1 protein-coding gene is annotated in these 1,085 nt (G+C 60.5%); it reads left to right on the forward strand.

Going from position 1 to position 1,085, the window contains the following annotated elements:
• Positions 1-229: 229 nt before the first annotated feature.
• Positions 230-1,085: NAD(P)-dependent alcohol dehydrogenase (locus C0V97_RS17435; protein ID WP_148114972.1), on the forward strand; the 856-nt coding region annotated here is incomplete at its 3' end.

Genomic DNA, 1,085 nt, shown 5'->3' on the forward strand with positions numbered 1-1,085 from the left:
CACCACTCCGTGATCGGGGCATGCTGTACGAGCGTGGAGGGGAAGCATCGCTGATCGGGGAGAGCGCTCATACAGCATGCCCCGATCACGGAGTGGTGTTCTCAACACGCAAGAAATCATCAGTTTTTGTTAAGAACCGATCTATTTGATGAGATAGCCTCGTTATATCTAACAGATCTGTCACGTTCCCGCATTCTGGGATTGTGGCGGCCTTGGGAGGAATGACGAGATGGCGCAGGCACTGGTTCTGGAAGAGCGTGGCAAACTGTCCTTGCGGGAGATCGCGCTGGATGACACGCTCGGACCTGATGATGTGCGTATCGCTATCCATACCGTCGGCATCTGCGGCAGCGATGTGCATTACTATATCCATGGCGCGATCGGCCCCTTTGTGGTGCGCGAGCCCATGGTGCTGGGGCATGAGGCGTCAGGGGTGATCACGGCCATTGGCGATCGCGTGACGACGCTGAAAATCGGCGATCGCGTCTGTATGGAGCCCGGCATCCCAGACACGCTCTCTCGCGCTGCGCGTCTCGGGTGCTACAATATCGATCCTGCCGTACGCTTCTGGGCGACGCCACCCGTGCATGGCTGCCTGACGCCATCTGTGGTGCATCCTGCCGCCTATACGTTCAGATTGCCCGAGAATGTGAGCTTCGCCGAAGGGGCCATGGTCGAGCCTCTGGCTGTGGGCGTCCATGCCTGCGTCAAGGCGAAGATCCAGCCGGGGGATATCTGTCTCGTCACCGGGGCTGGTCCTATCGGCATCATGACAGCGCTCTCCGCCCTAGCTTCCGGCGCGAGCCAGGTCTTTATCAGCGATTTTTCTGCCCCCAAACTCGCGATAGCCGGGCGCTATGCCAATATCGTGCCGATCAATCTGGCCGAGACGAAGCCTGCGGAGCGTATCGCCGCCCAATGCGGTGAGGGCTGGGGCGTGGATGTCACCTTCGAGGCAAGCGGGTTCGAAAGCGCCTATCGTGACGCGCTGGACTGCACACGCCCCGGGGGGCGTCTGGTTCTGGTCGGTATGCCGCCCGGGAAGATCGCCTTGGATATCGTCGCGGCGCAGGCCAAGGAACTGA

The organism is Asaia sp. W19 (assembly GCF_003994335.1).
GTDB lineage: Bacteria > Pseudomonadota > Alphaproteobacteria > Acetobacterales > Acetobacteraceae > Asaia.